The organism is Marivita cryptomonadis (assembly GCF_002115725.1).
GTDB classification, from domain to species: Bacteria; Pseudomonadota; Alphaproteobacteria; order Rhodobacterales; family Rhodobacteraceae; genus Marivita; species Marivita cryptomonadis.
In genome coordinates this window covers 121,366-147,843 of the sequence record NZ_JFKD01000001.1, presented here as the reverse complement: position 1 = coordinate 147,843, position 26,478 = coordinate 121,366, and the positions used below count along the sequence as shown (strand labels likewise).

Genomic DNA, 26,478 nt, shown 5'->3' with positions numbered 1-26,478 from the left:
GGGGCTTGTGTGGAATGACCGTTCAGCCCATATCGGGACAAAGCGAAAAGGACGAGATATGGCTGACAACGACTTTCCCGGCTGGCACGGCACCACAATCATCGGCGTTCGCAAGGGCGGCAAGGTGGTGATCGCGGGCGACGGACAGGTCAGCCTAGGCCAGACCGTAATCAAGGGAACCGCGCGCAAGGTGCGCCGCATTTCTCCCGGAGGCTATGATGTGGTGGCCGGGTTCGCGGGGTCCACTGCCGACGCCTTTACCTTGCTGGAACGGCTCGAAACCAAACTAGAGGCAACCCCCGGCCAATTGCAGCGCGCAAGTGTTGAATTGGCAAAGGATTGGCGCACCGACAAGTACTTGCAAAAGCTGGAGGCGATGCTGATCGTCTCCGATGGTAAGGACCTTTATGTCATCACTGGCGCGGGCGATGTGCTCGAACCGGAACATGACGTGACCGCGATTGGTTCGGGCGGGAACTATGCCTTGGCCGCGGGCCGCGCGCTCATGAACACGGATAAGGACGCAGAACAGATCGCACGTGAAGCCATGTCGATCGCAGCCGACATCTGCGTTTACACCAACGGCAACCTGACGGTCGAGACGATCAGCGGGTAAACCGCTGTTTCTCTCCCGTAGCTGAATAGGACATCGCAATGACCGACCTCACCCCCCGCGAAATCGTGTCGGAACTGGACCGTTTCATCATTGGCCAGAACGATGCCAAGCGTGCCGTAGCCGTGGCCTTGCGCAACCGCTGGCGGCGCAAGCAACTGAGCGATGATCTGCGCGAAGAGGTGTATCCCAAGAACATCCTGATGATCGGACCGACCGGCGTCGGTAAAACCGAGATCAGCCGCCGTCTTGCCAAGCTGGCCAAGGCGCCGTTCATCAAGGTCGAAGCCACCAAGTTCACCGAGGTGGGTTACGTTGGGCGCGACGTGGAACAGATCATCCGCGATCTGGTGGATGCGGCCATCGCGATGACCCGCGACCACATGCGCGAGGACGTGAAAGCCAAAGCCCATGAGGCAGCCGAAGAGCGTGTCATCGAAGCCATCGCAGGCGAGGGTGCGCGGGAAGGCACGCGGGAGATGTTCCGCAAGAAGCTCAAGGATGGCTTGCTCGACGATACGATGATCGAACTTGAACTTCAGGACACCTCCAGTCCGTTCCCCACGATGGACATCCCCGGTCAGCCTAACATGGGCGGCGGCGGCATGATGAACCTCGGGGATCTGTTCGGCAAAGCCTTCGCTGGGCGCACCACCCGCAAGCGCTTAACTGTCGCAGAGAGCTACGAAATTCTGATCGCAGAAGAAGCGGACAAGTTGCTGGATGACGAACAGGTCAAGACTTTGGCGCTGGAAGCGGTCGAACAGAATGGGATCGTGTTCCTTGACGAGATCGACAAGGTCGCGGCACGGCAGGAAACCCGTGGCGGTGACGTGAGCCGCGAAGGCGTGCAGCGCGATCTGCTGCCGTTGATCGAAGGCACGACTGTCAGCACCAAACACGGGCCTGTCAAAACAGACCACATCCTGTTCATCGCCTCCGGCGCCTTTCACATCGCCAAACCATCGGACCTTTTGCCTGAATTGCAGGGCCGGTTGCCGATCCGTGTGAACCTTCGTGCACTGACCGAAGAAGACTTCGTACGCATCCTGACAGAGACTGACAACGCTCTGACGCTGCAATACACGGCGCTTATGGCGACCGAGGAAGTAGCTGTCAGCTTCACGGAAGATGGCATCGCAGCCCTGGCCAAGATCGCTGCAGATGTGAACCAATCCATCGAAAACATCGGCGCGCGGCGGCTTTACACTGTGATGGAGCGCGTGTTCGAAGACCTAAGCTTTGAAGCGCCCGACAGGTCAGGTGACCAAGTGGTCGTCAACGCGGACTTTGTTGAAAAGCATCTGGGCGAGTTGACCAAATCCACCGATCTGAGCCGCTACGTCCTTTAGTGATCACTATAATGCTTTGACAAAAAAGCCCCGCCAAATCGGCGGGGCTTTCTTGTTTCCGGGTAGCGGCGCTTACGCCATCCACCACCGCTCGGCCATACGGCCATTGTCCATCTGCCAGAGGTTGCCCACCGTTTCGGACGTAGCGATCTTGGTCGACACAGCCTGCACATAGTTGGCGAACATCGGGATGATAACACCACCATCGTCACGCAGGATCTGCTGCATCTCGAAATACATCTCGCGACGCTTGTTGCTGTCCAGTTCAGCGCGTGCCGTCAGCAGCAGCTCCTGGAAGCGTGGCTGATCCCACTGGCTGTCGTTCCACGGCACACCGGCTTCGTAGGCGGTCGCGAACATCCAATCCTCGGTCGCACGGCCCGAAAAGTAAGACGCGCAGAACGGCTTTTTCAGCCAGACGTTCGACCAGTAGCCATCGGCCGGTTCCTGCACCACGTTAATGTTGATGCCCGCGCCTTTGGCCGATGCCTGATAGAGCTGTGCAGAGTCGACAGCGCCGTTGAACGCCGCATCCGACACGTTGAGGTCAATGTTGAGCTCGGTCAGGCCCGCTTCCTTGAGGTAGAACTTGGCCTTGTCGAGATCGTAGGTCAGCGGTTCCATCTCAGAATGGAAATACTGGTTGGCCGGGCCGATCGGGGTATCGTTGGCAGCCATGCCGTGACCCAACAGGATCTTGTCCACCAGTTCCTGACGGTTGATACCGTACTTGAGCGCGCGGCGGACGTTCACGTCGGTGAACGGGTCAACCTTGGTCAGCATCGGGAAGGTGTAGTGCTGGTTGCCCGTCACTTCCTGAATGCGGATCATCGGATTCGCCTTAAGCAGCGCCTCGGTCTTGAAGTCGATCCGGTTGATCGCATCCACCTGACCCGTCATCAGGGCGTTCATACGCGCTGTGGAATCGTTGATCGCGATATACTCGATCTCGTCGAAGAAACCGGCGCTGTCGCCCTTGTAGTGGCTGTCCACCCGCTTGGCCGTCATGCGCACGCCTGGCTCAAACGAGGTCACGGCGTAAAGGCCCGTACCGATGCCCTTGGCAATCGCTTCTTCGATCTGGCCTGCCGGGTACATCAGCAGGTGATAGTCGGACATCAGGTAAGGGAAGTCGGCGTTACCAGCTTCCAGCGTGAACTGAACCTGATGCTCGCCGGTTTTCTTCATCTCGCTGATCGCGGCAACAATTGGCTGCGCCGCGGATTTCGCGCCTTCGGCCACGTGCAGTTGCAGCGACTCGAGCACGTCGTCCGCGCCGAATGCCTTACCGTTGTGGAAGGTCACACCCTGCCGCAGGTTGAACGTCCATGTCTTTGCGTCGGGCGTCGCTTCCCAATCGGTCGCAAGTTCGCCGATCAAGGAACCGTCTGCCGCCACTTCGGTCAGACTGTCGAACACCGCGCCCTGCGCAGAGGCGATCATGTACAGGTCGGAATGGGTCCGACCATCCCAGCTGTCCGAGGTGTTGGCACCGTTCAGACCAACACGAAGCCGACCACCACGCTTTGCCTGAGCAAACAACGGCAGGCCGCTGGCTGCCAATACACCGGCAGCAGCACCGGTTCGGAGTAGTCCACGTCTTGAAATGCGAGTCATCATCGTCTCCCTGTGATTATGAGCGGTCTTTGGCCGCCTGATGGTCCTTCATGGACCGATTCTCATGACATCTTATCAACGGCTGCGTCGCCGATGTTATCAACTCCACGTTCATTGAGTAGATTCGTAAGCCAATCCGGGTCCATTTCGGGCACCGAACTGAGCAATAAGTCCGTATAAGGATGGTGCGGTGGCACGAACATCTCTTGTTTCGGCCCCTGCTCCACCACTTTTCCTTCTTTCATCACAACCACTTCGTCCGCGATGGCTTTGACCGTCGCAAGGTCATGGGTGATGAACATATAGCTGAGCTTAAGATCATCCTGCAGGCGCGCCAGCAGTTTCAAAATACCCTCGGCCACAAGCTGATCCAACGCGCTGGTAACCTCGTCACAGATGATGAACTTTGGCTCGGCGGCAAGCGCGCGGGCAATGCCGATACGCTGTTTCTGACCACCGGAAAGCTCGGACGGCAAACGATCGATGTACTGCGCAGCAGGCATTTCGATTTCTTCCAGCAGCTCTTCCACGCGACGACGCTTCTGCTTGCCGGTCAGACCCATGTAAAACTGCACCGGTCGTCCTATGATATCGCCGATGGTGGTACGCGGATTCAGGGCAGTGTCCGCCATCTGGTAAATCATCTGCGCCTGTCGCAGTTGATCCTTGTTGCGGCTCTTGTAATTAGCCGGAAGCGCCTTTCCGTCGAATTCGATCACACCGGCGCTCGGAGGTAGCAAGCCGGTGATACAGCGCGCCGTGGTGGATTTGCCTGAACCGGACTCACCAACGACAGCAACAGTGCGCCCTTCGTGAATGTCAAAACTGACATCATGCAACACAGGAATTTTGCCATAAGCGGCGGACACGTTCTGCACCGACACCACGGGCGTCGCGTTGGTATGAACGGCGGGCTTTTGCGGGCGCTCGAACGCGCGGACGGCCCAAAGGCTTTTGGTGTAGTCCTCTTTCGGATGGGACAGCATCGTGCGGGTGTCGGCCTCTTCGACCTCGTCACCCTTGAGCAGCACCTTGATGCGGTCAGCCATTTGCGCCACCACGGCAAGGTCATGCGTGATGTAAATCGCGGCTGTGTCGAACTGCTCGACGATGTCGCGGATCGACGCCAAGACTTCGATCTGCGTCGTTACATCCAAAGCGGTGGTCGGTTCATCAAAGATGATCAAGTCAGGCCGACAGGACATCGCCATCGCCGTCATTGCCCGCTGAAGCTGACCGCCAGAAACTTGGTGCGGATAGCGGAAACCGATTTCCTCAGGGTTGGGTAGGCGCAATCGACGGTACAACTCGATTCCGTCTTCCACACTGTCAGAGCGCGACATGACCCCGTGCTGCACCGGACCTTCGGTGTGCTGCTCAATCAGCTTGTGCGCGGGATTAAAGCTGGCTGCGGCGGATTGCGCCACATAGGCAATACGCTTGCCCAAAAGCTCGCGCTTTTTGGCGGCAGAGGCTGTGATCAGGTCAATGCCGTCGAACATGACCGACCCTTTGGAAATACGCACGCCATCGCGGGTAAACCCCATCGCAGCAAGACCAAGTGTCGACTTACCCGCACCAGATTCGCCGATCAGGCCAAGAACCTCGCCCTTTTTCAAAGACAGGCTCGCACCATTGATGATTGGCGACCAAATTTCGTCACTGCGCCCTTCGATCCAGAGATCGCGGATTTCGACAAGCGCGCTCATTCCTTGAGCCCCGAACTTCTATGAAGCATCCAGTCCACCACGAAGTTGACGCCGACCGTCAACAACGCAATCGCACCGGCCGCCAGCAACGGCAATGCAGCCGTCAGCGGCGAGAAGGCCGCGAAGTTGATGAACTGAGCCGAGTCGCGCACCATCGTGCCCCAGTCGGCCAAGGGCGGCTGGATGCCGACGCCAAGGAAGGACAACGAGGCGATCGTCAGGAAGACAAAGCAGAACCGCAGACCAAACTCAGCGAGCAACGGGGCGGTCGCGTTGGGCAGGATTTCCTTGAAGATCAGGTAACCAAGTCCCTCGCCCCGCAGCTTGGCTGCTTCGATATAATCCATCACTACGATGTTAAGGCCCACCGCCCGTGCCAATCGGAACACACGCGTGCTGTCGATCACAGCAATGATAAGGATCATATAGACCGTCAGCAGCCACCGCTCTGACCCGGCCCATGCGCTTGCGATGGTCATCAGTAGCAGAGCAAAGATCAGCGACGGAATTGCCATCAGAACGTCAACAGCACGGCTGAGAACCTGATCCAGCCAGCCTTGAAGGGTGGCCGCAAGAAACCCGAGGGTTCCACCCAGGAAAAACGCAAGACAGGTCGTGACAAAGGCAATCCCGACGGTGTTCTGCGCTCCATAGATCAGACGGCTGAGCAGGTCACGTCCGATCTGATCGGTGCCCAATGGGAACAGTGGATCACCACCAGTGGCCGCATTACCGCCGGGCAGAACGTTGACCTTGGCAAAGATCGCCTCTTGCCCATGTGGCGCGAGCCACGCGGCAAAGATTGCAGTAAAGGCATATAGAATGACCACAAGCACGCCAAAGCTGGCAGTCAACGGCATCTGGCGAAACAGCTTTTTGCTTCCTCGCGTGCCCACAGTTCGGCCCAGTGCCCGAAACAGGAAGGCGGCAATTGCAGAAAGTATGAAAAACTGAACAGCCCATCTAAAGAACACGACACCGGCATTCGGAACGCCTGCCTCTGTGACGGTCGGTTGAAAGAAGTACCAGACGGAAAACATCAAAAGACACGCGCCCAGCACATATCCAAAAGCAACAGCGTATGGCATGTCGCGGAACATGGGCGCGTTGCCAGTGGCCTTTTGACCGGCAAACCGTAACACCCAGCCACCTGCCGCAACACCCAGTAGGATCAGAACCAATGTCAGAAGCGTGCTCATTTCGGATGCCTCAGACGTGGGTTGGACAGAATTGACATGATGTCCGCCGTCAGATTCAGCAGGATGTAGGCCGCGGCAAAGATCAGGCAGCAGGCCTGCACCACTGGAATGTCACGGATTTTCACACTGTCCACGAACAGCTGACCGATGCCGGGGTAGACGAAGACCACTTCGACCACGACCACTCCGGTAATCAGGTAAGCAAGATTGAGCGCCACGACATTGATGATTGGTGCAAGGGCGTTGGGCAACGCGTGCTTCACGATCACCCGCATCGGCGACATCCCCTTGAGCCGCGCCATCTCGATATAAGGCGAGGCCAGAAGGTTGATGATCGCAGCTCGCGTCATCCGCATCATGTGCGCAGTCACAACAAGCGTCAGCGTCAAAGCGGGCAACAGCGTCTTTTCCAGCCGCTCTCCGAACGACATGCCCTCAAAGATATTGGACAATGATGGCAGCACCGGGTTCAGCACAGCAAGAAAAAGGATCAACACGTAGGCCAGAAAGAACTCGGGCGACGAGATTGAGGTCAGTGTGGTGACATTGGTCGCGCGGTCAAAGACCGAATTGCGGAACAGCGCGGCGAGAATGCCCAACACAAGCGAAACCGGAACAGCGATGCAGGCGGTGACCGCAGCAAGGAACATGGTGTTGGCAAAACGCGGCGCGATCTGCTGCGCGACGGTGGTGCGCACGCCGCTGTCCGCGCCAACAAAACTGGCAAAATTCGCTTGCGCAAAGGAATTGCCCAAATCGCCCTGCACAGCGCTGCCAAGCCATTGGAAATAGCGCGTGATCGGCGGCTGATCGAGGCCAAGGTCGCGGCGGATCGCTTCCACCGCATCCGGCGTTGCGCCCTGCCCCAGAATCGCCTGCGCAAAGTCGCCCGGCAGCATGTTGACCGCTGTGAATATGACGATGGATACGACGAAAAGCGTGAGCAACCCGAGCGCAAGCCGCTGAAGAATGATGCGAAAGACAGATTGCAACTTGTGGCTTAACCTTGGTTCCCGTCGTTTGCATACGTTAACAAGAGCGGGCCTTGTGTAAACATCTAATAGCGATCAAATGCTAAGATGTTGAGATTCCGTCCATAATTCTTACCAATTCGGCACTGATACCCGGTTCAGACAAGGCATGACCGGCATTGCGGACCATGCGCAGGTCACACTCGGGCCAAGCCCGCGCCAATTCCCATGCCCGAACGGGGGGACAGATCATGTCGTACCGGCCTTGAACAATCGCGCCGGGAATGCCCGATAGACGGTCCATGTTGTTCAGAATCCAACCGTCTTCTTGAAGAAAGCCATTGTTGATGAAGTAATGGTTTTCCAATCGCGCAAAGGCCCGCGCGTAATCACCGGGAGACTCGCTGCCCGATCCGCTGGAATAGACCGAGGCGAGCGCGTTCTCCCAAGCCGACCACGCCCGTGCAAACCGTGTTTCTGTGCGCAGGTCTCCACAAAAGAGCCTTCGGTGATACGCCGCGATCAAATCATCTCGTTCGTCCTCGGGGATCATGTCGACAAAACGCGCCCAGGTTTCGGGCCAGAATTGTCCAGCTCCCCCGCCATAGAACCAGTCCAACTCGGCCTTGGTCATCGTGAACACACCGCGCAGAACCAGATGGCGCACGCGGTCCGGGTGGCTGATCCCGTAAACAAGAGCAAGCGTTGCCCCCCAACTGCCGCCAAAGACGATAAACTGGTCAATACCCAGCGTTTCGCGGATCAGTTCAATATCGGCGACAAGATCCCATGTCGTGTTGTTGCTGACGCTGGCATGTGGCCGCGACCGCCCGCAGCCGCGCTGATCAAACAGAACGACGCGGTACACCTTGGGGTCGAAATAACGCCGCATCGACGGGCTGCAGCCACCACCGGGCCCACCGTGAAGGACAATCACAGGAATGCCGTCCTCAGCGCCGCATTGTTCCATATAAACGCTGTGACCCTCCCCCACCGACAACATGCGCTGGTCGAAGGGGTCAATGGGTGGGTAAAGATACTGCACTGCGCGCTTTTGGCTCGGGAATTTGTCCATACCCACTCTATATTGGCAGCAATTACCAAAAGACCATGGGGAAATGTCTCGTGACCATGACGACAACCGTCGATCCGTCTGAAATCGCCAAGTTCGAAGCAATGGCTGCTGAATGGTGGGATCCGAACGGCAAGTTCAAACCCCTGCACATGATGAACCCTATTCGGCTAGATTATATCACTGCACAGATTGCCGTTGAATTCGACCGAGACCTCGCACAAGCCAAGCCATTTGCAGGGCTGCGCATACTGGATATTGGCTGTGGTGGGGGTCTGTTGTGCGAACCCATGGCGCGGCTGGGTGCGACCGTTGTGGGTATTGATGCAGGAGGCAGTAATATCCCTGTGGCGCAGGCTCACGCAAAACAATCCGGGCTGACGATCGACTACCGCCACACCACGGCCGAAGCTGTCGCAGAATCACACGAAGAGTTCGACGTGGTTCTGACAATGGAAGTGGTAGAACACGTCGCTGATCCGCTTGTCTTTCTTGCGGCGTGCCAGCGCTTGTTGAAACCCGGTGGGCTTCACGTGTGTTCGACGCTCAATCGCACCACCAAGAGCTTTGGTGCAGCCATCGTCGGGGCCGAATTCATCATGCGCTGGCTTCCAAAAGGGACACATGACTGGGCGAAGTTCATCACGCCCGACGAATTGTACGGCATGCTGCGGCAAGCCGGACTCGACCCCGTGGACCGCAAGGGATTTCAATTCAACCCGGTGTCATGGAAGTGGCGCCTGTCCGACCGCGACCTGAGCGTGAACTATGTGACCACGGCGCTGAACCCAGCGTGACGGTCAAGCGTGTCCAAACACGCTTACGACATGGTTTTGAAACAACGCGCCCAAGGCCCTTCGAAGGGCCTTAGCGCCTAGCTTCGACTGTCCGGCTCCTCGAGCTTCACACGCAACTCCCGCAGCACAGGGATTGCCGCGCGCACCTTGGTCTCGCCCAGTTCCTTGACCATCTCGTTGATCAGGGGGGTGATCGCCGCAATGGCAGCATCCCGCGCCGACAGACCGGCAGGGCTGATCGACACTTGCTTGCGGCGCGCATCATCCCAATCGGGACGAATGTGTACATATCCCGCAGCCTCAAGCTTGCCCAAGGTGTTGGTCATTGCGCCTCGCGTTACGTGAAAGGTCTTGGCCAGTTGCGCAGGTGTTTTCTCAGACCCGCCCCGCGCCAATTGATTCAACACCGAGAAATGCGAAATTTCCATTTTGTTTGGCAAAACGCGCGTCAGCCGGTTCCGCAGCAACTGGTCTGCGGTCAGCAATTCGCTGAAAAGCGAAATGGCAAGGGGGCTGCTGTCATTCATCAAGGACCAGAGAATTCTCTATCATGCTGTAAAGACGGAATTTTATGTCGTGCTTGTGCCACGTGGGTCATATCAAGGTCAACAAGATGCACCCCTGGCTGCTGCCCGGCATCCAAAAGCACCTCGCCCCAAGGCGAAACCGCAAGGGAATGCCCATGTGTTGTGCGGGGTTTGCCCGTGCTGACCGAATGCTGTCCAACCTGCGCCGGTGCAAGAACGAAACACCCTGTTTCGATCGCCCTAGCACGCAACAACGGCTCCCAGTGCATTGGCCCCGTAGCGGGAGAAAATGCAGCAGGTACCGTCAGGATATCTGCTCCTGCCTGTGCCAAAGCACGGTGAAGGCTGGGAAAGCGCACGTCATAGCATACCGTCAGGCCAACAGTGCCAAAGGGCGTCTTGGCCAACACCGCACGATTGCCTGGTGCAAATCCTGCCGATTCACGAAACGTCTCGGTTTCCGTGACCTGCACGTCGAACATATGCAGCTTGTCATATTGAGCAGCAATCGAACCATCAGGCGCGATCAGAAAAGACCGGTTCGCAAATCTCTCCTCCGGCGGCTCGGCCTTGAGCGCAAGCGATCCGATCAGAATCCAAACACCCAAACGCGCGGCCTCGTTCCGCAAGCCAGCAAGCGTCGGGTCATCTTCTTGATGCATCAGAACGCTGCGCTGATGACTGCGGCTGTTGCTGATACAATTGGTCACTTCCGGCGTGAGGATGAAGTCTGCGCCATCCTTGGCCGCGGCGCGGACCAGTCCAGTGGTGACCTGTAGATTGGCAATTGGGTCATCCGAGGATGTCAGTTGAAGCAGCGCGGCGCGCATGGGCATCAGGCCGCCAGCAGCGGATCGAGCTTGCCCGTCCTGTCCAGTGCATAGAGATCATCGCACCCGCCGACATGGGTTTCCCCTATGAAAATCTGCGGCACGGTTCGACCTCCGTTGGCGCGCTGGATCATCTCGGGCTTGCGATCCGGATTAGCAAGCACGTCGATCTCGGTGAAGGTCGCGCCCTTTTGAGTCAAAAGCCTCTTGGCCGCGTGGCAGAATCCGCAAAGAGGTGAAGTGTAGATTTCAATCTGTGGCATTGTGTGTCCCCTTGAGTGTTTGTCAGGGATTTAAGCAGCCTTTGCAACGCGTGCCAGAACCACGACATAAATCTCTCGGGACTGTGCATCATGACAGGCCTGTGCACAGGCAGCCAAGGTGGCACCAGACGTCATCACGTCATCCACCAGCAAAATCGGGCGATTTCGAAGCTGCCCCACCTTACTGGACCGAACAGCGATGGCATCTGCCAACTCTGCAAAGCGCGCATCTCGCGACTTTCCGTCAAGTGATACGGTGCGCCGCTGCCGGACAAGACTGTCCGGGCAAAACTCAAGACCCATCCGATTGGCCATCGCCTGAGCCAGAAGTGCAGATTGGTTGTACCGACGTGAAACCAGTCGAAAAAGATGCAAAGGCACGGGTAGCACGATGGCATCGTTGGGCACATCAGGCGGGCAGGCGCCCACCATCCAATCTGCAGCCATACCCACGATCTCGTGCCGATCCCCATGTTTGAGCCCAAGAACCAGCTTGCGGGCCACACCTTCGTATCGCAACGGTGCGCGGCCTTGAGACCAAGGGCGTCCAATAGACAAGCAGTCGTCGCAATGCACCGCGATGTCGGAATTACCGGGCAACGTGATGCCACACAAATCGCAGACCAGACCTGAGATAAAGGGTGTCTCGGCGAAACAGGTCGCACAAAGGCCGTGATCCTGATCGACCAGCCCACCGCAGCCAAGACAGCGCGGCGGGTAAATCATGCGCAGTGCGGTTTGCAATCCAGTCCGCAGCATCCTATCTGCCGTTCATGTCTGAAATTCCCGCTCTAACCGACCGGCTTGCCTTGGCGCGTCATCGTGACCGCGCACGGAGATCCCCGGCACTTTTTCTGCATCAGGAGGCGCTTGCCGATGTGCAGGATCGGCTCGCATTGGTTAACAAATCCTTTACGGCACCAGCCATCGTGACACCTTTCCCCGACCTTTGGGAAAGTGCCTTCCCTAATGCGCATCTCGTCTCTGATGATGACGTTCTCGACCTGACAGAATCCGCACACGACCTGATCGTGCATGCGATGACTTTGCATTGGGCGAATGATCCTGTCGGACAACTCATCCAATGTCGTCGCGCCCTGAAACCGGATGGCTTGCTGCTCGTGGTGGCACTTGGGGGGCAGACACTTCACGAATTGCGCGCCGCTCTTGGACAGGCCGAAATTGAGATCACCGGCGGGTTGTCCCCCCGCATTGCCCCAATGGGAGAGATTCGCGATCTGGGTGCCCTGTTGCAGCGTGCGGGTCTGGCCTTGCCCGTCGCCGACAGTGCCGTTCTCAGAACCAGCTATGCAACGCCTCTGCACCTGATGCACGATCTACGCGCAATGGGCGAAACCAATGCCATGACTTCCCGACTCAGACGCGCGACACGCAAGAGCGTATTCCTGCGTGCAATGGAGCTTTACGCAGAGGCCTACTCAGACGGCACAGGCCGGATCGCAGCAACTTTCGAACTAATCACCCTCACCGGTTGGTCCCCCGATTCCTCTCAACCGCAGCCTTTGCGACCCGGATCTGCGGCGCAACGGCTGGCCGACGCATTGAACACGGTGGAAACACCGCTCAAAGATTGACCTGACCGGTATAGAGGTTAGTTAGCCCGCTAAACGAAGTTAAGGATGCAGGCCCGATGTTGGACGCGACAAAAACAGCTCAACGCCCGACCCACGCCCCGACAGACCACCCTAAGGTGTCTGCGGAACGTGTCGGGATTCTTCTGGCCAATCTTGGCACGCCGGATCACTACTCGTACTGGCCAATGCGCCGATATCTCAACGAGTTCCTGTCGGACCGCCGCGTGATCGACTATAGCCCTTGGCTGTGGCAACCGTTGCTGCAGCTGATCATCCTGACCAAGCGACCCTTCAGCTCGGGCGAAGCCTATAAGTCGATCTGGAACGAAGATCAGGGCGAAAGCCCGTTGATGACGATCACCAAAGATCAGACCGCGAAAATCACCAAGTCGATGCAGGATCGGTACGGCGATCAGGTCATGGTTGATTTCTGCATGCGCTATGGCAACCCGTCCACAAAATCCAAAGTCCGCGCGATGGTCGAGGCCGGCTGCCGCAAGATACTGTTTTTCCCGCTTTATCCGCACTATGCGGGGGCCACATCAGCGACCGCGAACGACCAGTTCTTCCGCGCCCTGATGGATGAAAAGTGGCAACCCACCGCACGCACGGTCGATCCCTACTATCAGCACCCGATGTATATCGAAGCCTTGGCGCAATCCATCGAACGCGCCTACGACAAGCTCGAGAAACGCCCCGATATCCTTGTTTGCTCCTATCACGGGGTGCCCAAGCGCTACCTGATGGAAGGTGATCCGTACCATTGCCAGTGCCAGAAAACGACACGTCTCCTGAAGGAACGCCTGGGCTGGGAAGATTCCGAGATCAAGACGACCTTCCAGTCGAAATTCGGCCCAGAAGAATGGCTCAAGCCCTACACCGTGGAAGAGGTCGCGCGTCTGGCCGAGGAAGACGGCAAGAAGAACATTGCTGTCTGTGCGCCTGCGTTTTCAGCCGACTGCATCGAAACGCTGGAAGAAATCAACGAAGAGATCAAGGAAAGCTTTGAAGAAGCTGGTGGGGAGCATTTCACCTATATCCCGTGCCTCAACGATGACGATGCCCATATCGCGGCACTGTCTGCAGTGATCGAAGAGAATCTGAATGGTTGGCTTGACTGATGACCGTCTTGCCACCTGCCAGGCAACAAAAAAGGCGGTGCACATGCACCGCCTTTTTCGTTTAGACAATCCGACGTGGATTAGTCAGCAGCTGCAGCAGCCAGCAGGGCGATAACGACCAGCGGGATGATGAGACCTGCGGACGAGGAGCTTGCTGCGGCTTCTTCAACCACAACTACCGGCTCCATCATCACGTCGTCTTTTGCGTAAGAACCGGCCATTGCTGTCGAAGCAGCACCAGCGAACGCAGCGGCGAGAACGAGTTTCTTCATATTAACCTCCAGATATTTGCATGTCGGCGCGCAATAGCATCACACGACAGGCACCCAAGACTTACCTCGTAAGACTCTCTAACCAGTATATCGTGCCAAATGCAAACCTATCTTATCGCACAACTTTCCGGCTTCACCGCTATGTCGTCAAATTAGCAACACCTGCGTGCCAACTTTCGCCAATTCGTAAAGTTCTTCGATATGCTCGTTGTAAAGCCCGATGCAGCCGTTCGAAGAACGACGCCCGATCTTGCGCGTGTCATGCGTTCCGTGAATGCGATAATACGTCCAGCTCAGGTGCAAAGCGCGTGTACCAAGGGGATTGTCTGGGCCCGGCCCGACGTAATCCGGCCATTCAGGGTTGCGGATCTTCATCGACGGCGTTGGGCGCCAGTCGGGCTCGGGATCCTTGAACGTCACCTGCGTCCGACCGCGACGCGTCAGGTCCTCGGTCAGCGGCACCGATGACGGGTAAAGACGGTAATTCCCGTTCTCTTCCCAGTAATGCAGCGCGCGCGAATCGATATCTACAAGGATCGCGCCATTGTTCAGGTTGCTAAAATACGGCTGCCAATCGAGCGTCCGAAAGCTCGAAACATTGCGCCGTACGGCCTGAGACAGATCACGCTCGATCTCAACCGTAGAGCCGTCATTGACGTCTTGCGCGACAGCCGGTGACGCAACAAGCGCAGCGGTCCCGGCAAGAAAATGACGGCGGTTCAGGGAAAAACGCGGAGTATTTGCCATTTTATGGCCTCTTCGTCAGCAAAAGGTTATGGAAGCTTATCTATTCTATATGGCGTGAATGCCTCAGTCGCAATTCAAAGGAATGTCATATCGGCAAATCTCGGCTTTGTGTGTTTGCTCCTCCCCATCACAAGGGCTAAGCCCGGAGGCGACCAAACTTGGGTGGCTGATGATGAAGCGTTCGACATTTCTCTTGGGTGCAGCTGCACTGACCCTGACCGCCTGCGCAGGAGCACCGCCCACGCCGACATTGGGCCCGGATGGAAAACCGCTTCCAAAAGTTTATCGAATCCGGTCGACCGATACGGGTCGTATCCAGTTTCGCATGCTCGACGCCATCAACGCTCTGCGTCAGGCTTCCGGTGCGCCTGCTCTCGAACTGAACGCCAGACTGAACGCCGCCGCGGCAACGCATGCTCGAGACATGAGCGTCCAGAACCGCCCGTGGCATTTCGGTTCCGATGGGTCGTCCCCGATCACTCGCATTCAGCGCGCAGGATATTCCGGCCGCCTTGTGGGCGAAGCGATCTCTGAAACCTATGAAACCGAGCTTGAAACGCTGGGGGCATGGATGGAAGCGCCGAATACGCGCACCGTCATTCTGGATGCGTCCGCCCGCGAAATGGGCTTCTCGTGGTTTCAGGAACCAAACGGCAAAATCTGGTGGAACCTTGTTTTGGGCGCGCCCGACGAGATCGGTTTCACACCAGTGAACGCCCCGTCGTGATATAGGTCCGCGTCGGACCCATTGTTTCGCGTGCGAAACATTGGGTCAGCATCACTGCCCCAATATCATGGATTAATAGTAATCGGCGTGCCGTTCTTAACCATCGAATAGATCTCGCGCATTTCCCTGTTGGTCACCGCGATACAACCCCATGTCCAGTCGCGCCCACCCTTCCGGTTTTTCCAAGGACGCCCGTGGATAAAAATGTCGCCACCAGGTGACTTACCCATAGCCCGCGCTGCAGCAACGTCATGCGGTCTTGGATAATCAATACCGATGGACAGGTAAAAGCTGCTGTTGGGATTACGGCGGTCGATCAAATACTCGCCTTCGGGCGTCCGACCGTCACCCTCGATCTGCTTGTGCCCTTCGGGCGCGAATCCAAGTCCAATATCATAGGATTTCAGCACCGCGTTATGGTGCAGCAGGTACATCTTGCGATCCGCCTTCTGCACAACAATCCGAGTCACCTCGGGCCCGGTATAAGTGGGAAACTTCCCACAGGCTGTCACACCCAGAAGAAGCGCCAGTAGACACAAGAGTCTAAACATTGGAAACACTGCCCGATTTGTTTTTTGTCAGTGTACCAGACAATCAGATCGACAGGAAAACGAAAGCGTGAGTCTGTATCGGCGGATCAGCGCTGATCCAGCCGCTTTTCGATGGCCTCCAACCGCGCCAGAACCTGATCACGGTATGCGTCAGTCTTTTCGTTCGATTCCTCGGCATGCGCATCCTGCATGGAGTTCACGATCAAACCGACAAGCAGGTTCACCACCGCAAATGTCGTGACCATGATGAAGGGCACGAAAAACGCCCAAGCCCAGGGGAACACCTCCATCACTGGACGCACAATACCCATCGACCAAGATTCGAGAGTCATGATCTGGAACAACGAATAGGCGGACCGACCCAGATCACCGAACCATTCGGGGAAAGAATCGCTGAACAGCTTGGTGGCCATCACAGCCCCGATGTAGAAAATCAGCGCCATCAATAGAAACACGCTTCCCATGCCGGGCAATGCCGTGATGAACCCTTCGACCACCCGACGCAGACGCGGTGTTGCTGAAATCACCCGCAGCACCCGCAGGATCCGCAGCGCCCGCAATACCGAGAACCCTTGCGTCGCCGGAACAAGTGCAATGCCGACGATCACAAAATCAAAGATGTTCCAGCCACTTTTGAAAAAGCGCCAACCGTGGGCAAAAAGCTTGAGCGCGATCTCAAGGACAAAGACGGCCAGGCACAGGCTGTCGAGCGCGAGAATCAGCGGACCGGCGGTTGCCATGACCGCGTCAGACGTCTCTAAACCCAACAAAACAGCATTGAACAGGATGACCCCGATGATGAAATTCGTCACCCAAGCCTGTTCAAGAAACGCTGCCACCTTGTTCCGCATTACCCTGCCTCGTCAGCTATTTCGGCGCAGAAGCGCCACCAGTTCCACATGGGTGGACCAGCGGAATTGATCAACCACCTTCACCCATTCAAGGTCATAGCCCGCCCGGATCAATGTGGCGGTGTCCCGCGCAAAAGTCGCGGGATTGCACGAAACATGGGCAATGCGGGGAACCTTCGACTGTGCCAGCTCCGCCACCTGTGAAGCAGCCCCGGCGCGCGGCGGGTCGATGACCACAGCATCGCACTTGGCAAGCTCTTCGGGCTGCAACGGATTTCGGAACAGATCGCGCACCTCATGTGTGATGCGCTTCAAACCGTCTGCATTCCGCCAACCGTGATCAAGAGCGCGGATCATCTCGCGTTCGCCTTCAACGGCATGCACCATGGCGTCCTTGGCAAGCGGAAGCGCGAAAGTTCCGCATCCGGCAAACAGATCAATCACGCGCTTTGCGCCGAATAGAGCCTGTTTAACGGCATCAATCAGAGCCGTTTCGCCGTCTTTGGTCGCCTGAAGAAATGCGCCGGGTGGCGGTGTGATATCAGCGGGACCAAGGCGAAGCACAGGTGTGCGGCGTTGCAGCGCGATCTCGTCATCCCATGTAATGCGGGCAAGATCGTACTCTCGTGCCAAGTCGGACAAGGCTTGGTGCAGGTCCAGATCCATCTCTTTGCCGCCGGTCACGGCAACATCCAGCCCGGTATCCGTGCGCGTGACCAGAACAGACAATTCACCCTTGCGCGAGGCCCCCAGAATGCCCAGCGCCTCGAGCATTGGCAAAGCCGCAGTCAGGTCTGGGTGCACAAGCTGACACTTGGGAACCGAAATGATCGTATCCGAGCCTTTCACATGAAACCCGGCCAACGCGCCTTTCTTGGTCCGCCGAACCGAAAAAGCCGCCCTGCGACGCGACTGCTGAGGTGAGGTGTTTGGCAGCTCAAGATCAATGGCAATCCCGTGAGCCGCCAACGCCTGACGCACCACGTCACGTTTCCAGTCTGCTACAAAGGCATCGGATGCGTGCTGCAACTGACAGCCGCCACAGGATTTCGCGTGGCTGCAGGGCGGTTTCACGCGCATGTTCGAGGGAGTGTCGATTTTGGGATCACGCAGATGCTCGCCGTCCAGCGTGCCGCTCACCACTTCGCCGGGCAGTGCACCAGCCACGTAAATGGGACCGTCGGCAATGCCGTCGCCCAAATGCCCCAATCGTTTTATCTTGACCGTTGTCATGCTGCGGCTTTTGCCCCAGCCAATGCCATTGGTCGAGGGCTATTCGGCAGCCTCGGTCCCGATAAACCCACCGGATTGCCGATCCCAGTACCGGGCATAGAGCCCGCCTTTCGCCAAAAGCGCGTCATGTGTGCCCACTTCGACGATCCCCCCGTCATCCATCACGACAATCCGGTCCATGCTGGCGATGGTCGACAGGCGGTGAGCAATCGCCAATACGGTCTTGCCCTGCATCACCTGTTCGAGCGCTGACTGAATCTCGGCTTCGACCTCGGAATCCAAAGCACTTGTCGCCTCGTCCAGCACAAGGATCGGAGCGTCCTTGAGAATGGCGCGTGCCAACGCGATTCGCTGTCTTTGACCACCTGACAGCTTGACCCCCCGTTCGCCCAGATGCGCGGCATAGCCGGTGCGGCCCCGGTGATCAGTCAGGCCCAGAATGAATGAATGCGCAGATGCGCGACGTGCCGCCTCGAACACCTCTTCTTCCGAGGCCTCGGGCCTGCCATATCGGATATTTTCCATGGCGGAGCGGTTGAACATCGACGTTTCCTGACGCACGACCGAGATATCCGTGCGAAGAGCAATCTGTGTCACGTCACGAATATCCGTCCCGCCCAGAGTGATGCGCCCCTTTTCCACGTCATAGAGCCGCAATAGCAACGACACGACCGTGGATTTCCCGGCACCCGACGCGCCAACAAGGGCTACTCTCTCACCCTCGCTTATCGTGAGATCAAAATCGGTCAGGGCTTGCGTCGCGCGTCCATAGCCAAAGGACACGGCGTCGAAGCGAATTGCACCTTGGGGAACAATGCTCTGCGCGTTTGGGCGATCGGTGATTCCATGCTCGGGTGTCAGCGTACCGATCCCGTCCTCAACCTCGCCGATATTGGTAAAGATCGACATGGCGACCCGCCCCAGACGGTTGGTCAGCATAGACAGACGAGTTGTGATCATCGCGGTCATCGCGATATCGCCAGCAGTCGCGCTGCCCGCACTCCACAGCCACAAGGCGCCAAGAATGGCAAAAAGCGGCAAGACGCCACCTAACGTCATCAGGACCATTCGAAAGACAGCCGACAAAGTTCCAAACTCAAGCGACCGATCCCGATAAGCATCCAAGGCGGCACGGGTTGCGCTGTCTTCATCCGCATCACGGGCAAAAAGTTTGACCGCGGCGATGTTGGAATAAATGTCCACGACCTGCCCGGTGACTTGAGTTCTTGCTCCGGCCCGCGCTTTGGAGCGCTTTTGAACGCGGGGGATGAAATACCGCAATGCAGCTGCGTAAAAGACAGCCCAAACGACAAACACCAGCAATAACCGCGCGTCGATCATCAACATCAGAATGAAAGCTCCGATGAACATCGCGACCGAATAGACCACGACATCGGATACTTCGATCACCAGATCAGTCAGCGCCCGCGCGGTCTGAAGCGCTTTCTGGCTCAAACGCCCGGCGAAATCGTTTTCGAAAAACTGCATCGAATGGCCCAGCGTGTGCTGGTTCAAACGGGCAAGGACCATTGGGTACAGGTTCGGCCCCAACAGAATGCTGGTCACCCCGGCATCCATGACAAAGATCAGCGGGCGAATCACAAGAAAGAACGCCACTCCCACAATGACCACAGGCCAGAAGGTTTCCCAGAACGCGCCCTGCTCAACGACCGCCGTCTGGTCGATCACCCAGCCAGTAAACCGCGCCGCCACAAGCTCAGATATGCCGGTGACAAACGTCACGGCAAAGGCAAGCAGGATGGCGCGCTCAGCACCCCGAAGTGCCCAGCGCATGAAGGGGAGGATCGCCTGTGGCGGTGGGCCTTCTGCCGGGTCGAACGGGCGGATCAGACGCGCGACAAGGTTCATTCCGCCGCCTGTGCGCCAATGAACCCGCCCGATTGCCGATCCCAGTAGCGCGCATAAAGCCCATCTTTGGCCAAGAGCGCATCATGCGTGCCGACTTCGGCAATACTCCCGGCATCCATGACAATGATCCGGTCCATGCTCGCAATCGTCGACAGACGGTGCGCGATGGCCAACACTGTCTTGCCCTCCATCACGTGCTCCAACGCCGACTGAATCTGCGCTTCAACCTCGGAATCAAGCGCACTTGTCGCCTCATCCAGCACGAGGATCGGAGCGTCCTTGAGAATGGCACGCGCCAGAGCGATACGCTGCCGCTGTCCCCCGGACAGCTTCACGCCCCGCTCGCCCAGATGAACAGCGTAGCCAGTGCGACCACGATTGTCCTCAAGGCTCAGAATGAACTCATGCGCTTCGGCCTTTTCAGCAGCGCGGATGACCTCGGCCTCTGTGGCGGACGGTCGGCCATAACGGATGTTGTCGAGCGCAGACCGATTGAACATCGCCGTTTCCTGCGTGACCATACCGATCTGCTGTCGCAAGCTGTCCTGCGTCACCTGCGACAGATCCTGACCATCAATCGTGATTCGGCCTTTTTCGGTGTCATAGAGCCGCAACAACAGTGACACGAGGGTCGATTTCCCTGCACCTGACGCACCGACAACGGCAAGTTTTTCACCTGCCGCAATGTCCAATGTCACATTGTCGATCCCGCCTTCGCGTTGGCCATAGGCGAATGTCACGCTGTCGAACTGGATACGCCCATCGGTAACCACAAGATCCGATGCGCCCTGTGCGTCCTCGATACGTTGCGCCGGAGCCAAGGTATTCATCCCGTCCTCAACTTCGCCCACATGGCTGTAGATCACCATGATCGTGTAGCTGATCCAGCCCGTCATTTGAGACAGACGAATTCCAACTGCCCCCACCGCCGCAATGTCGCCGGGGGTCACGTTGCCGGTGCTGCGCATTGCGATGGCCATACCCACCAACACAACCGGGAGCGCGCCAGCGATAAACATCAATCCGAGGCGGAACAGGGTCTGAGCTTCGCCAAACCGCAAGGCTGTTCTGCGCAAATGCTCCATTGCGCCAAGCGCCTTGCCATCCTCGTGCTGATCCCCGGCAAACAGCTTGACCGTTTTGATGTTGCTGATCGTGTCGACCACTTGCCCGGTGACTTGCGCTTTTGCCTCGGCCCGAGCCGCAGAGCGGCTACGGATGATCGGCAACATGACACGCAGGAAGGCCAAATAGACGGCAAACCAAAGCACCAGAGCAAGGATCATCCACGGACTGACCGCACCGACAAGAAAAGCCGTGCCCAGTACCGTGGCCAGACCAAAGGTGACCGCGTTGACCGTTTCGATGACGATCTCAGTCAAAGAGTTCGATGCCTGCATCTTCTTTTGTGCCAGACGCCCGGCAAAATCATTGTCAAAGAAGGTGACGGATTGGCCCAGCGTCCAGCGGAACATGCGAGCCATGACCTGCATCCCGATATTCGGACCAATCATCACCGACTGCGTCAGAGCCAAACCGCCGAACAACAACGGCCGCGCAACCAAGAGGACAAAGATGCAAATAACAACCAAACCGGCATGATCAGACAGAAACGACTCAGACGGTGTGGTTGCCACGGCATCCACCACATTCCCAAGTAGCTGCATCGACACAACTTCGGTCAATCCCGCCAAGACAGAAATAGCGATGCCCAGCCACACAACACGCCAGCCGCCTCGGAGACACCACGCCATGAACGCCCGAAGCTGAATCGGTGGCATGCCCAATGCCGGTGCATCGGGGTCAATCTGATTGCCTGCCCGTAAGACCAGGTTTTGGTAGAACTGCCGCATTATTCCGCCGCCTTTGTATCGGGATCAAGGAATCCACCAGATTGGCGCGCCCAGAACCCGGCATATAGCCCGCCTTTCGCCAAAAGCGCGTCATGGGTGCCTTGTTCGACAATCCGTCCTTGGTCCATGACCAGAATTCGATCCATATGCGCGATGGTCGACAGGCGGTGCGCGATGGCGATTACCGTCTTGCCTTCCATCATCCCGTACAGCGTGTCCTGGATCACCGCTTCCACCTCGGAATCCAGCGCACTGGTCGCCTCGTCCAAAAGCAAGATCGGCGCGTTTTTCAGGATGACCCTTGCCAGTGTCACGCGCTGACGCTGACCGCCTGAAAGCTTGACTCCACGTTCGCCGACTTGCGCGTCATAGCCCGCACGCCCCTGTGGATCTTGCAAGTTGAGAATGAACTCGTGCGCCTGCGCTTGCTTGGCGGCGGCGACCATCTCGGCCTCGGTCGCATCGGGACGACCGTAAAGAATATTGTCCCGCACGGACCTGTGCAAAAGTGAACTGTCCTGCTGCACCATACCGATCGCATGCCGCAGACTGTCTTGTGTGACGCCCGCGATGTCCTGCCCATCAATGACGATCCGACCGCGCTCAATGTCGTAGAACCGAAGCAGAAGCTTGACCAAAGTCGACTTACCTGCGCCGGATCGCCCGATAAGGCCTACTTTTTCCCCCGGCTGGATGGTCAGATCAATAGCGTCAAGACCACCCGTGTCGCGCCCATAATGGTGTGATAGAGACTGAATCTCTATTTTTCCTGTTTTCAAATCAAGCGGCTTCGCTTTTGGCTGATCAACCAACGTGATTGGCTGGGCAATGGTTTCCATCCCTTCGGCCACAACCCCCAATTGGCGAAAGAACGAGGTCAGCGCCCACATGATCCAACCGGTCATCGCGTTCAGACGCAGCGTCAGTGCGGTGGCGGCAGCCACCACCCCGACACTGGCTTGCCCTTGCATCCAAAGCCAAAGAGCCCATCCGACAACGGCCACGATCAGAAGGCCGTTCAGAGTAACAAGCACCACGTCCATGATGGTGAACAGCCGCATCTCGTACTGGAACGTACGGCGCGTGTTCTCAATCGCGTCCTTGGCATACGTCAGTTCCGTGTCATTGTGGGCAAACATCTTGACCGAATGGATGTTCGTGTAGCTGTCAACGACACGACCAGTAACCTCGGACCGGGCATCAGAGGCAGCCTGAGACGCGGGGCCAATCCGTTTCACCGTCCAAATGACCAACGCCCCGTAAAGGAACAACCAACCAACCAAAGGAATAGCCAAACGTGGGTCAGCCTGTCCCAACAGAACAAGCGCACCGATCACATAGGCCAGAGAAAAGGTGATCGCATCGAAGACCTGAAAGACCGCTTCACCGGCGGCTGGCGGCGTCTGCATGATGCGGTTCGCGATCCGCCCGGCAAAATCATTCTCAAACCAACCCACGGATTGCCGCAGTACATGCTTGTGGGCCCGCCACCGGATCAGCGTGCCGAAATTCGGCAGGATCGTGTTGTTCAACAATAGCACATCCAAAGCCTGCAGCGCAGGCCGGATCAACAAGATGAACACCGCCAAAGCAATAAGCCATCCACCGTAGGCATCCCAGACCTCGGTTGGATCTCCGGCAAGGATATCGACCACCCAACCCATCGCCCAGATGAGGCCAATCTCGATAGACGCAACAACGATTGACATGATTGTCGCGTATACAAAGATCCGTTTGAAGGGCTGCGCATAGTCCAACATGAACGGCAAAAGACGCGACGGAGGCGTATCCTTTTCGTCGTAGGGACCGTATGGATCAACGAGATTTTCGAAAAAGCGGAACACCGAACGGTCTCCTCAAGGAATAGGCGACGGGCAGACACCACGCTGAAGCGCGTTAGGCCCATGGCGACAGATAAAACAATGTTCGGTATTGTCCGTATGACATCGCAATCTTAGCGCGGGTTTTTTGTAGAGGAAACCCGCCTAAGCCAGAAGATCGGATTTGCTCAGACGGAAGCCCGACTCGATCCACTTGTCTTCGATGTCCCGCAGTTTTTCGCCCAGCGCTGCACCTGAATAGTCAGGCATCAGGTCTCCGGGTTTGACCGGGCATTTCTGCCGTGATCCCACCACAGCAGCGGACAAGGCATCTGCATCAAGCGGCATTTCAAAAAGCGCAGCACGCAACAACACAACATCCCGAGCCACGTCAGCACCATGCCGATAGCCCAGTTCGGCGGGGCCCTCGGACGTCGAAATCAGACTCTGATACTGCTCAAGGCGCCTTTGCTGCTTTTTTGACAACCGCAAACCGTCGCTATCCAACGCCCCAAGACCGGCAAGCCTGCGGATCGCATCCGAGGTCACTGCACTTGTCTGTTCAAGGTGAACAAGAGGTGCCAATCCCCGTGTCGAGCTGCCGGGCAAAATAGCGTGCAAAACGCCGGTCTGCTCCATTGACCCGACCGCAGGCGCCGGATCTGGCGCGGACAAAAGCTTGATCACCTCTGCGCCGATCCTCTCGCGCGACAGGCCAGCTAAACCGTCAAGGCTGTCCGCGATGGCTGCCAGTGCGTCTTCATCAAAGCCAAGGTCGGGATCGCCATACCATGCGGCGAACCTGAAGAACCGCAAAATACGAAGGTAGTCTTCTGCAATCCGGTCCTGCGCTTCACCAATGAACCGAACCCTCCGCGCTTCGAGATCAGGTAATCCCCCAAGGGGGTCAACCACCTGACCGGCAGCATCCGCATACAGCGCATTCATGGTAAAATCGCGCCGCGCCGCATCTTCCCTCATATCGGTGGAGAACCGGACAACCGCATGCCGCCCATCGGTTTCGGTATCGGCGCGAAACGTGGTGACCTCGTACCCGGTTCCCTCGGCCACAACAGTGATTGTGCCGTGCTCGATCCCTGTCGGCACGGATTTGAGACCCGCCGCTTTTGCAAGCGCCTGTACGGTTTCAGGGTTCGCGTCCGTAGCGATGTCCACATCCGTCACAGCGACACCCATCAACGCATTGCGCACGCACCCGCCAACGGCAAAAGCGCTGTGCCCTTCAGCTTGCAATGCGGCAAAGACCGCCTGCGTGCCACCTGCTGTTAACCAGTCGCCCGTAACCTTCATACTGCCTCCATCCGTTGGGCCAGCCCACGTAGGATACGCGCTGTCGCCCCCCAAATGTAGTAGGGGCCAAACGGAACGGTGTAGTAGTGTCGACGTGTGCCACGCCAACGCCGGGATTGAATGGTATAAAGCTCAGCGTCTGTTACGTGGGCCAAAGGCACACGAAACACCTCGGCCACCTCACCGGGTTCAGGCAACTCATCGAAACCGCGTTCGATCCAGCCAACCACCGGCGTCACAAGAAAGCCCGTTACCGTTTCATGGGTCGGAAGTGTGCCAAGAACCTCCACATGGGTCTTTGGCAGCCCCACTTCTTCTTCAGCCTCGCGCAACGCTGCGGCGATGACATCGATATCGCCTTCGTCTTGTTTGCCACCAGGAAAGGCGATCTGACCGGGATGGTGTTTAAGCCGCGACGATCGCTTGGTGAGAAGAACTTCGGTGCCCTGAGCGCCTACGATCACGGGCACCAAAACACCAGCGGGGCGCAATTTGCGCCCCACCGGAAGAACCACGTCGGGGTTCAGATCGAAATCAGACGACGCTGTACTGTTCTGTTGCAGCGCCGCTTCAAGCCGCGAGCGCTCATTCACCCGACACCTCTTTTGCCTCGAACCCCACGGTCGCCGGGTCGAGGTCATAATGGGCCCCGCAGAACTGGCAGTCCGCAGTTACCCGACCCTCTGCAGTGGTCATCGTAGCGATGTCCTTGGCCGAATAGATCGACAGGCTTTGACGTACACGGTCTTCGGAACAGGTGCAGCCAAAGCGCACCGGCAACGCATCGAACACGCGCGGACCTTCTTCGTGGAAGAGGCGGAACAAGAGGTCCGTCGCCGGAAGGGATGGTCCGATCAGCTCCATGTCCTCGACCGTCGCCAAGTGAAGGTTCGCTCGGTTCCAGTGTTCGCCCTCATCCTCATCCAACAGATCGTCGGCATGCAGCAGACCGCCTTCTCCCGACCCGCCATCGGTGGCAAACGGCGATGCCTTGGGCATGTGTTGGATCATGATCCCACCCGCGCGCCAGTGCTGCGGAACACCGGGTTCGGTGGACTGGCCAAAACTCAACGAGAATTTCGTTGGCAGCTGCTCAGATTGGGCAAAGTACGCTTCGGCACAACTGGACAAGGTTGTGCCGGTCAGCGGCGTGATCCCCTGATAGGGCTGCATGCCCTTACCCTGATCCATCAGGATCGCAAAATACCCGTCTCCGATCTGCTCCATCGCAGGTCCGTCTGTAATCCGGTCGGGATCAAAGCTGGCATAGGCGCGGATGCGCGCGGGCTCACCTTCTGCCTCAGGTGCATAAAAGTCTGTCGCGATCATGCGCACCGCACCCTTGGACTGGATCTGCAAAGATAGCTTCCAACGCAGCTTGATTGTCTGCCCGATCAACGCGGTCAGCAATGCCATCTCGGCAACCAACGCCTCGACCGGGGCGGGATAGTTGTGCTGCTTGAGAATACCGCTCAACACCCCGTCCAAACGGGCCACACGGCCACGGATGTCCGAACGGTCAAGTTGAAATGGCAGGACAGTGTCGTCCCAAGCGATTTTCGATCCGAGTGTCATGGA

Annotated in this window: 26 protein-coding genes; 6 read left to right on the top strand and 20 right to left on the bottom strand. The window is 57.5% G+C overall.

Annotation, left to right across the window (positions count from 1 at the left end; genetic code table 11):
• The first annotated feature begins 58 nt into the window (after nt 1-58).
• Entirely contained in the window at nt 59-616 is a 558-nt protein-coding gene (gene hslV / locus MCRY_RS00695) for an ATP-dependent protease subunit HslV (RefSeq protein ID WP_085627537.1), read from the top strand.
• A 38-nt stretch (nt 617-654) separates the two neighbouring features.
• Nucleotides 655-1,965, top strand: a complete 1,311-nt coding sequence (gene hslU, locus MCRY_RS00690) for an ATP-dependent protease ATPase subunit HslU (protein WP_085627536.1) — start codon at nt 655-657, stop codon at nt 1,963-1,965.
• Nucleotides 1,966-2,037: 72 nt separating this feature from the next.
• Here the strand turns inward: hslU and MCRY_RS00685 are convergent, their stop codons facing one another.
• The 5 genes from MCRY_RS00685 to pip all read right to left on the bottom strand — a co-directional run bounded on the left by MCRY_RS00685 (nt 2,038) and on the right by pip (nt 8,536).
• Nucleotides 2,038-3,582, bottom strand: a complete 1,545-nt coding sequence (locus MCRY_RS00685; protein ID WP_085627756.1) for an ABC transporter substrate-binding protein — start codon at nt 3,580-3,582, stop codon at nt 2,038-2,040.
• A 62-nt stretch (nt 3,583-3,644) separates the two neighbouring features.
• A complete protein-coding gene (locus tag MCRY_RS00680) occupies nt 3,645-5,291 on the bottom strand; it encodes an ABC transporter ATP-binding protein (protein ID WP_085627535.1) in 1,647 nt (548 codons plus the stop codon).
• Nucleotides 5,288-6,490, bottom strand: coding sequence for an ABC transporter permease (locus tag MCRY_RS00675; protein ID WP_085627534.1), 1,203 nt, complete (start codon nt 6,488-6,490; stop codon nt 5,288-5,290). Before MCRY_RS00675 ends, MCRY_RS00680 begins: the two co-directional genes overlap by 4 nt.
• A complete protein-coding gene (locus MCRY_RS00670) occupies nt 6,487-7,482 on the bottom strand; it encodes an ABC transporter permease (RefSeq protein WP_085627533.1) in 996 nt (331 codons plus the stop codon). Before MCRY_RS00670 ends, MCRY_RS00675 begins: the two co-directional genes overlap by 4 nt.
• Nucleotides 7,483-7,564: 82 nt before the next feature.
• The gene (pip, locus tag MCRY_RS00665; protein ID WP_085627532.1) at nt 7,565-8,536 is read right to left on the bottom strand and encodes a prolyl aminopeptidase; all 972 of its coding nucleotides are present in this window, start codon (nt 8,534-8,536) and stop codon (nt 7,565-7,567) included.
• 56 nt (nt 8,537-8,592) lie between these two features.
• On the opposite strand from pip, the gene ubiG reads away from it, so the two are divergent.
• Nucleotides 8,593-9,330, top strand: a complete 738-nt coding sequence (gene ubiG / locus MCRY_RS00660) for a bifunctional 2-polyprenyl-6-hydroxyphenol methylase/3-demethylubiquinol 3-O-methyltransferase UbiG (protein ID WP_085627755.1) — start codon at nt 8,593-8,595, stop codon at nt 9,328-9,330.
• A 77-nt stretch (nt 9,331-9,407) separates the two neighbouring features.
• Here ubiG and MCRY_RS00655 read toward each other — a convergent pair whose 3' ends face one another.
• Genes MCRY_RS00655 through MCRY_RS00640 form a run of 4 tightly spaced genes read right to left on the bottom strand, consistent with a single transcriptional unit; the run spans nt 9,408 to nt 11,709 of the window.
• A complete protein-coding gene (locus tag MCRY_RS00655; RefSeq protein ID WP_085627531.1) occupies nt 9,408-9,857 on the bottom strand; it encodes a MarR family winged helix-turn-helix transcriptional regulator in 450 nt (149 codons plus the stop codon).
• Nucleotides 9,857-10,687, bottom strand: coding sequence for a carbon-nitrogen hydrolase family protein (locus MCRY_RS00650; protein ID WP_085627754.1), 831 nt, complete (start codon nt 10,685-10,687; stop codon nt 9,857-9,859). The genes MCRY_RS00655 and MCRY_RS00650 overlap by 1 nt, the downstream gene beginning before the upstream one ends.
• A gap of 5 nt (nt 10,688-10,692) precedes the next feature.
• Nucleotides 10,693-10,950, bottom strand: a complete 258-nt coding sequence (gene grxC, locus MCRY_RS00645; protein ID WP_085627530.1) for a glutaredoxin 3 — start codon at nt 10,948-10,950, stop codon at nt 10,693-10,695.
• A gap of 30 nt (nt 10,951-10,980) precedes the next feature.
• Nucleotides 10,981-11,709, bottom strand: coding sequence for a ComF family protein (locus tag MCRY_RS00640; protein ID WP_085627529.1), 729 nt, complete (start codon nt 11,707-11,709; stop codon nt 10,981-10,983).
• 14 nt (nt 11,710-11,723) lie between these two features.
• Here MCRY_RS00640 and MCRY_RS00635 point away from each other — a divergent pair, with 14 nt between their 5' ends.
• A complete protein-coding gene (locus MCRY_RS00635; protein ID WP_085627753.1) occupies nt 11,724-12,545 on the top strand; it encodes a methyltransferase domain-containing protein in 822 nt (273 codons plus the stop codon).
• Between the two features lie 56 nt (nt 12,546-12,601).
• Nucleotides 12,602-13,666 (top strand): ferrochelatase, encoded by a 1,065-nt coding sequence (gene hemH, locus MCRY_RS00630; protein WP_085627528.1) that lies wholly within the window; start codon nt 12,602-12,604, stop codon nt 13,664-13,666.
• Between the two features lie 80 nt (nt 13,667-13,746).
• Here hemH and MCRY_RS00625 read toward each other — a convergent pair whose 3' ends face one another.
• Together MCRY_RS00625 and MCRY_RS00620 are read right to left on the bottom strand one after the other, a co-directional pair.
• The gene (locus tag MCRY_RS00625) at nt 13,747-13,938 is read right to left on the bottom strand and encodes a ferrochelatase (protein WP_085627527.1); all 192 of its coding nucleotides are present in this window, start codon (nt 13,936-13,938) and stop codon (nt 13,747-13,749) included.
• Between the two features lie 147 nt (nt 13,939-14,085).
• Nucleotides 14,086-14,685 carry a L,D-transpeptidase gene (locus MCRY_RS00620; protein ID WP_085627526.1) on the bottom strand — a complete coding sequence of 200 codons (600 nt, stop codon included), beginning with the start codon at nt 14,683-14,685 and terminating at the stop codon, nt 14,086-14,088.
• Between the two features lie 172 nt (nt 14,686-14,857).
• Here MCRY_RS00620 and dalA point away from each other — a divergent pair, with 172 nt between their 5' ends.
• Entirely contained in the window at nt 14,858-15,412 is a 555-nt protein-coding gene (gene dalA / locus MCRY_RS00615; RefSeq protein WP_085627752.1) for a divisome-associated lipoprotein DalA, read from the top strand.
• A 65-nt stretch (nt 15,413-15,477) separates the two neighbouring features.
• Here the strand turns inward: dalA and MCRY_RS00610 are convergent, their stop codons facing one another.
• From MCRY_RS00610 to hslO, 9 genes are all read right to left on the bottom strand, one after another.
• The gene (locus MCRY_RS00610; protein ID WP_085627525.1) at nt 15,478-15,963 is read right to left on the bottom strand and encodes a L,D-transpeptidase family protein; all 486 of its coding nucleotides are present in this window, start codon (nt 15,961-15,963) and stop codon (nt 15,478-15,480) included.
• Between the two features lie 86 nt (nt 15,964-16,049).
• Complete coding sequence (locus MCRY_RS00605; RefSeq protein ID WP_085627524.1) at nt 16,050-16,814, bottom strand: ion transporter; 765 nt, start codon at nt 16,812-16,814, stop codon at nt 16,050-16,052.
• Between the two features lie 12 nt (nt 16,815-16,826).
• On the bottom strand, nt 16,827-18,047 hold the full coding sequence (locus MCRY_RS00600; protein WP_085627523.1) for a class I SAM-dependent RNA methyltransferase: 1,221 nt from the start codon (nt 18,045-18,047) through the stop codon (nt 16,827-16,829).
• A 39-nt stretch (nt 18,048-18,086) separates the two neighbouring features.
• Nucleotides 18,087-19,916, bottom strand: a complete 1,830-nt coding sequence (locus MCRY_RS00595; protein ID WP_085627522.1) for an ABC transporter ATP-binding protein — start codon at nt 19,914-19,916, stop codon at nt 18,087-18,089.
• A complete protein-coding gene (locus MCRY_RS00590; RefSeq protein WP_085627521.1) occupies nt 19,913-21,769 on the bottom strand; it encodes an ABC transporter ATP-binding protein in 1,857 nt (618 codons plus the stop codon). Before MCRY_RS00590 ends, MCRY_RS00595 begins: the two co-directional genes overlap by 4 nt.
• Nucleotides 21,769-23,613 carry an ABC transporter ATP-binding protein gene (locus tag MCRY_RS00585; protein WP_085627520.1) on the bottom strand — a complete coding sequence of 615 codons (1,845 nt, stop codon included), beginning with the start codon at nt 23,611-23,613 and terminating at the stop codon, nt 21,769-21,771. The genes MCRY_RS00590 and MCRY_RS00585 overlap by 1 nt, the downstream gene beginning before the upstream one ends.
• A 141-nt stretch (nt 23,614-23,754) precedes the next feature.
• Nucleotides 23,755-24,900 (bottom strand): CCA tRNA nucleotidyltransferase, encoded by a 1,146-nt coding sequence (locus MCRY_RS00580; protein WP_085627519.1) that lies wholly within the window; start codon nt 24,898-24,900, stop codon nt 23,755-23,757.
• Complete coding sequence (locus MCRY_RS00575; RefSeq protein ID WP_244897867.1) at nt 24,897-25,493, bottom strand: CoA pyrophosphatase; 597 nt, start codon at nt 25,491-25,493, stop codon at nt 24,897-24,899. Before MCRY_RS00575 ends, MCRY_RS00580 begins: the two co-directional genes overlap by 4 nt.
• Complete coding sequence (hslO, locus tag MCRY_RS00570; RefSeq protein WP_085627517.1) at nt 25,486-26,475, bottom strand: Hsp33 family molecular chaperone HslO; 990 nt, start codon at nt 26,473-26,475, stop codon at nt 25,486-25,488. Before hslO ends, MCRY_RS00575 begins: the two co-directional genes overlap by 8 nt.
• Between the last annotated feature and the right edge of the window lie 3 nt (nt 26,476-26,478).